At 63.1% G+C, this 4,991-nt stretch carries 6 protein-coding genes and 1 pseudogene; 3 read left to right on the forward strand and 4 right to left on the reverse strand.

From position 1 onward, the window contains the following. The 3 genes and pseudogenes from EN749_RS39105 to EN749_RS30370 all read right to left on the reverse strand — a co-directional run. Window positions 1-143, reverse strand: a pseudogene (locus EN749_RS39105) (DNA mismatch repair protein MutS); the annotation flags it as partial. Beyond that, complete coding sequence (locus EN749_RS30365; RefSeq protein WP_128364546.1) at window positions 140-1,258, reverse strand: murein transglycosylase A; 1,119 nt, start codon at window positions 1,256-1,258, stop codon at window positions 140-142. The gene EN749_RS30365 and the pseudogene EN749_RS39105, both read right to left, overlap by 4 nt. Window positions 1,259-1,282: 24 nt before the next feature. Then, window positions 1,283-1,990 carry a Tim44/TimA family putative adaptor protein gene (locus EN749_RS30370; RefSeq protein ID WP_127808569.1) on the reverse strand — a complete coding sequence of 236 codons (708 nt, stop codon included), beginning with the start codon at window positions 1,988-1,990 and terminating at the stop codon, window positions 1,283-1,285. 217 nt (window positions 1,991-2,207) lie between these two features. Between EN749_RS30370 and EN749_RS30375 the strand changes: the two genes are divergently transcribed. The 3 genes from EN749_RS30375 to EN749_RS30385 all read left to right on the forward strand — a co-directional run bounded on the left by EN749_RS30375 (window position 2,208) and on the right by EN749_RS30385 (window position 3,873). Continuing rightward, the gene (locus tag EN749_RS30375; RefSeq protein ID WP_127271639.1) at window positions 2,208-2,705 is read left to right on the forward strand and encodes an FxsA family protein; all 498 of its coding nucleotides are present in this window, start codon (window positions 2,208-2,210) and stop codon (window positions 2,703-2,705) included. Between the two features lie 130 nt (window positions 2,706-2,835). Continuing rightward, the gene (gene secB, locus EN749_RS30380) at window positions 2,836-3,333 is read left to right on the forward strand and encodes a protein-export chaperone SecB (RefSeq protein WP_023813420.1); all 498 of its coding nucleotides are present in this window, start codon (window positions 2,836-2,838) and stop codon (window positions 3,331-3,333) included. 252 nt (window positions 3,334-3,585) lie between these two features. Beyond that, entirely contained in the window at window positions 3,586-3,873 is a 288-nt protein-coding gene (locus EN749_RS30385) for a GIY-YIG nuclease family protein (RefSeq protein WP_128364547.1), read from the forward strand. A gap of 132 nt (window positions 3,874-4,005) precedes the next feature. Here EN749_RS30385 and dnaQ read toward each other — a convergent pair whose 3' ends face one another. Further along, a complete protein-coding gene (gene dnaQ, locus EN749_RS30390; RefSeq protein WP_127398792.1) occupies window positions 4,006-4,707 on the reverse strand; it encodes a DNA polymerase III subunit epsilon in 702 nt (233 codons plus the stop codon). Between the last annotated feature and the right edge of the window lie 284 nt (window positions 4,708-4,991).

Genomic DNA, 4,991 nt, shown 5'->3' on the forward strand with positions numbered 1-4,991 from the left:
GGCTGCGGCTGATTTGGCCTGGCCTCGGCGGCAATGTCGGGGACGTCGACGGCAAATTTGCCCTTCAGCGGCTTGGCCGTGCGCGCCACCAGGTTCCACAGAACCCGGTCGTCCTCGCTGAGCTTGTCCGGGCGCCGGGTCATCGGACCGCACCCGCAACGAGCGCGCGCGGCACCAGCGCATAAAAATCCGCGGCATTGCGGACCACGCCGGCGATCTCGCCCGCGGCATCGCCCGAACCGGCGAACAGGTCGCCCCGCGCCGGTCCGGTGATGGCCGAGCCGGTGTCCTGCGCGATCATCAGGCGGCGGAACGGTTTTGCGTCGAAGGCAGTGAGCGTCGGCGCGTCGATGTAAAAGGGCGTGCCGAATGTATGCAGCAGGCGGTCGACGGCGATCGAGCGGCCCGGCGTCAGCGGCACCTTGGCGGCGGCGATCGGGCCAAGGGCCGCGTCCTCGACATCGGCCTCGCGAAAGAAGATGTAGGAGCGGTTCTGACGCAGGATCTCGTCGACGCGGTCCGGATGCGCCTTGAACCAGGCGCGGATCGACTGCATCGTCACCTCCGCCAGCGGGATCTCGCCAATCTCGCTCAGGATCTTGCCGGGCCCGGTGAAGCGCTGGCCGGATTTGGCAGCATAGGTGACGCGGACAAGCCGGCCGTCGGTCATGGCGAGGCGTGCGGCACCTTGCACGTGAATGAAGAAGGCATCGACCTTGTCGGCCAGCCAGGCGATTTCCAGGCCCTTGCCGTCGAGCGCGCCGCGCTCGATCTCGCCACGGTCGGGATACTCGACCGGCCCGTTCGGCGTCTGGCGCGCGAAAGCGAGGTAGGGATCCAGGCCGGGCGGCCGGTTTCCGTCGTCGATATCGACGAGATCGGCCGGGCGCGACAGCAACGGCACCGAAAATCGGTCCGTGCGCACCGGTGAGGCCTCGACTTGCGGTTCATAGAAACCGGTGACGAGCCCGGCGCCGGCATTTTCGGCAGGGATAAGCGCCGGGGCAAAATGACGCTCGAAGAAGGCGCGGGCTTCCCCGCGGGTCGGCGACCGATTCGCCGGCGAAACGGTCCGCGCCTCCGCGTAGGCATCGGCAAAAGCGTGGAAGTCGACGCCGAGCGCACCGCTGCGATAGGGTTTGGCCAGGACATGGAAGGCCGAGCGGCGAAAGGCAGCGAAGGCCGCCAGATGGTCGTCATCGTCCCAGCCGGGCAGGTCGCCGAAGGCTTTCTCGACAAAAAGAGGCGATAGCGACACCGGAGCCTCGCCGCGTGTTTCGAACTAGTCTTCTTCCTCGGTGGCGACGAGCTTCCAGTTCGGATCGCGCGAGCGCGTGTCGCGCGCGAAGGTCCAGACATCCTTGACCTCGGCGACGGTTTCCGGGTCGCCGTCGATGACCGCGCCTGCCTTGTCGCGGGTCGCGGAAATCAGCTCGCTGATGATGCGCAGCGTGACATGCGCCTCGCCGCCCTTCATCTCGGCCGAGACGATGTCGGCCTTGTCGATGCCGACGAAGGAGGACTGGATCTTTTCCGCCTTGGCCTCGCGATCGCCGATGGCGGCGACAAAACCGTCATAGACCTCGCGCGACAACAGGTTCTTCAGCGTTTTTCGATCGCCGTCGGCATAGGCCATGACGATCATCTCGTAAGCCATCTTGGCGCCGTCGACGAAACCCTTCGGCTCGAAGGACAGATCATTGTCCTTGATGCTGCGCAGGCCCTTGTTGAGGTCGGTATCGGGCTTGGCGAAAGCGTCGATCGCGGCATAGGTGTCTGGAGCCGGCTCGCCTGGCGCGCGCTTGCGCGGCAGCGAGACGACGTTTTCGGATTTCTGGGCGGCATCCTTGTCGCCGGTGCGAGCCGCCGAATAGGGATCGAAGGGCGGCCGTTCGCTGCCGGTGCGGCGGCCCAGCACATTGCGCAGCTGGAAAAAGATGACCACCGCCGCAATCAGGAAGAAAATCGTGCCGAAGTCGAAGAATCCCATATCTTCCGCCAATCAATCCCTGCCCTGTGGCCGGACCGTCAGGCCCAATGGCCACGGTCGCATAGCGTTCAACATTCAAAGCATATAGAACGCAAGGCGCAATCATTCAAATCAAAGGCAGGCATACCTATCTAACAGCCTCAGTGCCAGCGGCGATTGCTCGCTGGCGGCCAAAACAATCGAAACGATCATAACAATCGAAAAAGGTTGGCAAGACTTGCGCATTTCGCTGCTTCCCTTCTTTCTCCTCGCGCTTCCGCTGCTGGAAATCGCCGGTTTCGTCATCGTCGGCCGCGAGGTCGGCGCGCTGGCGACGGTCGGCCTCGTGCTGGCCTCAAGCATCGCCGGCGTGCTTTTGCTCCGATACCAGGGCTTTGGTGTGATGGCCCGCATCCGCACCGAGATGGCCGCCGGCCAGAACCCCAGCCGCCACCTTGCGCACGGCGCCATGATCGTGGTTGCGGCGATCCTCCTGATCATCCCCGGCTTCATATCAGACATCATCGGCCTGTTGCTGTTCCTGCCGCCATTGCGCGATTTTGCCTGGAGCCGGTTCAAGGGCCGCATTGTCGTCGCCACCGATTTCTCAACCGGCGGTTTTCGTGGCCGGCGCGACAGGGTCATCGACCTCGAAGACGGCGACTATTCGCGCGAAGACGATCTGAAGCGCGGACCGGATCACAACTCGCCGTGGCGCCGCCTGAAGGACGATTAGGGCGCCGTCCCATCTCCATCCCGCAGCCCGGAAGCAAGGCGGCAAACCTTGTCTTGTCATCCCCGCCATGGTAGCGAACGCCCGATTTCAATTCGGTCAGCGACGCTGCCCAGGCAAGAGGACAAGGCTTATGGCCAGCAAAGATGACGCGCCGGTCGGCGCAGCCAATGGAAACGGCAATGCGGCGCAGCCGTCGCTCAACGTTCTGGCGCAATATGTGAAGGACCTGTCCTTCGAAAGCCCCGGCGCGCCCAATTCGCTGCGCGGCCGCGACAAGGCACCGGGCATCGCCATCAACGTCAACGTCAACGCCAACCCGCTCTCCGACAAGCAGTTCGACGTCAATCTGACGCTGAACGCCAAGGCGTCCTTCGACCAGGAAGTGCTGTTCAATGTCGAGCTGGTCTATGGCGGCGTGTTCGCCATTGCAGGTTTTCCGCAGGAGCACATGCTGCCGATCCTGTTCATCGAATGCCCGCGCCTTTTGTTCCCGTTCGCCCGCCAGATCATCGCCGAGGCAACCCGCAATGGCGGCTTCCCGCCGCTTATGCTCGACCCCATCGACTTCGCACAGATGTTCCAGCAGAAGCTGGCCGAGGACGAGGCGTCCAAGGTCAAGGTGAGCTGAGCTCGGCTGCCATCGCTGTTGTTTCTGAGAACCCGGCCTTGTACCGGGTTTTCTGTTTAAGGTGTTGGAGAGATAGCTGAGGCACCGGCGCCCTTCGAATGGCCTAGCCCTCCCGTCTTCGTCATCCTAGGGCGAAGCAAGGAGCGAAGCGACGCAGCGCAGACCCTAGGATCCATGCCGTGACGTGTGCCTTAGAATGCAACGGATCAGAATGGCGCTTGCCCCCGCGCCTATGCTCGCTACGCTAAAACGATGACCGGCTATGTCTACATGACTGCGAGCCAGAAGGCCGGCACCATCTATATCGGTGTCACCAACGATTTCGGTCGCCGCATGCCGGAGCACAAATCCGGTGAGGGCTCGCGCTTCACCAGCCGCTACGGTGTTCAGCGGCTGGTCTGGTACGAAGAATTTTTCGATATCACCGATGCCATCCAGCGCGAGAAGTCGCTGAAACGCTGGCCGCGCCAATGGAAGATCGAATTGATCGAAAAGACCAATCCGGAATGGTTCGAGCTGATTCGCGGGACGGGGTGGTAGGCGTTTCGGTTTCTTGCACCGCCGGAGCACTGCACCACTGTCACGGCATGGATCCTAGGGTCTCCGCAACGTCGCTTCGCTCCTGCTCCGCCCTAGGATGACGAAGACGCGAGGGTTTCGGTCAGTAGTTGCTCAGCCAACCGCAACCTTCAGCCACAGCGCCTTTTCGCCAAGCGTCCCGACCATGCCGGCGTGCGCGGCGCGTTCGGCTTCGGTGACACGCGGCGGCAGGGGTGCCGGGCGCTGGCTGATGATGATTTCGATCTGGCGGACATTCTCGCCTTGCGCCGGCGCGGTGGCGCTGTCGAGGATGAGGGCCGCCTGCTTGCCGCCGATTAGCTCGATATAGACCTCGGCCAGCAATTCGGAATCGAGCAGGGCGCCGTGCTTGGTGCGCTTGGTGTTGTCGATGCCGTAGCGCCGGCAGAGCGCATCGAGCGAGTTGGGGCCCATCGGGTGCTTGCGGCGCGCCAGCGCCAGCGTGTCGACGACAAAACCATTGTCTATGACCGGGTGACCCAGCCGGCCGAACTCGACGTTGAGGAAGCCGACGTCGAAGGTTGCGTTGTGGGCGACCAGCTTGGCGCCGTCGGTGAAGTCCAGCCACTCCTGCGCAATCTCGGCAAAGGTCGGCTTGCCCGCGAGGTCCGCCGCGCTGATGCCGTGCACCGCCTGCGCCTCGGCGTGGATCGCGCGGCCTTGCGGGTTGATGTAGTGGTGGAAGGTCCTGCCGGTCGGAAAGCGGTTGACCAGCTCGACGCCGCCCAGCTCGATGACGCGATCGTCGCGCGAATCGAGGCCGGTGGTTTCCGTGTCGAAGATGATCTCACGCATCGAATCAGTCGCTCCGCTCCAAGGGAGCAGATTCATACAACGGAACAAAATGGCAATGAGAAACGGCGTTGCCTAGGACAATCGCCACAGGTTTGCGCTGCCCCTCATCGCCCTGCCGGGCACTTCTCCCCGTATAGTGACGGGGAGAAGGGGCTGGTGTCCGAACCGGATAGATAGGTAACAGAATGGACTGATTAGATGGGTGACAGTTTTCTTGTCCGCCGGGAGGACCGGCGATGGTTTGGCGAGAGACTGGCATCATGGATGAGCGGCTTCGGTTTGTT

This window comes from Mesorhizobium sp. M7A.F.Ca.ET.027.02.1.1 (genome assembly GCF_004022985.1).
Taxonomy (GTDB): Bacteria; Pseudomonadota; Alphaproteobacteria; order Rhizobiales; family Rhizobiaceae; genus Mesorhizobium.

Coding starts and splice junctions, on each gene's coding strand:
- EN749_RS30370 (WP_127808569.1), bottom strand. CDS start 1,990: ATGGGATTCTTCGACTTCGGCACGATTTTCTTCCTGATTGCGGCGGTG.
- dnaQ (WP_127398792.1), bottom strand. CDS start 4,707: ATGCGTGAGATCATCTTCGACACGGAAACCACCGGCCTCGATTCGCGC.
- secB (WP_023813420.1), top strand. CDS start 2,836: ATGGCCAGCAAAGATGACGCGCCGGTCGGCGCAGCCAATGGAAACGGC.
- EN749_RS30385 (WP_128364547.1), top strand. CDS start 3,586: ATGACCGGCTATGTCTACATGACTGCGAGCCAGAAGGCCGGCACCATC.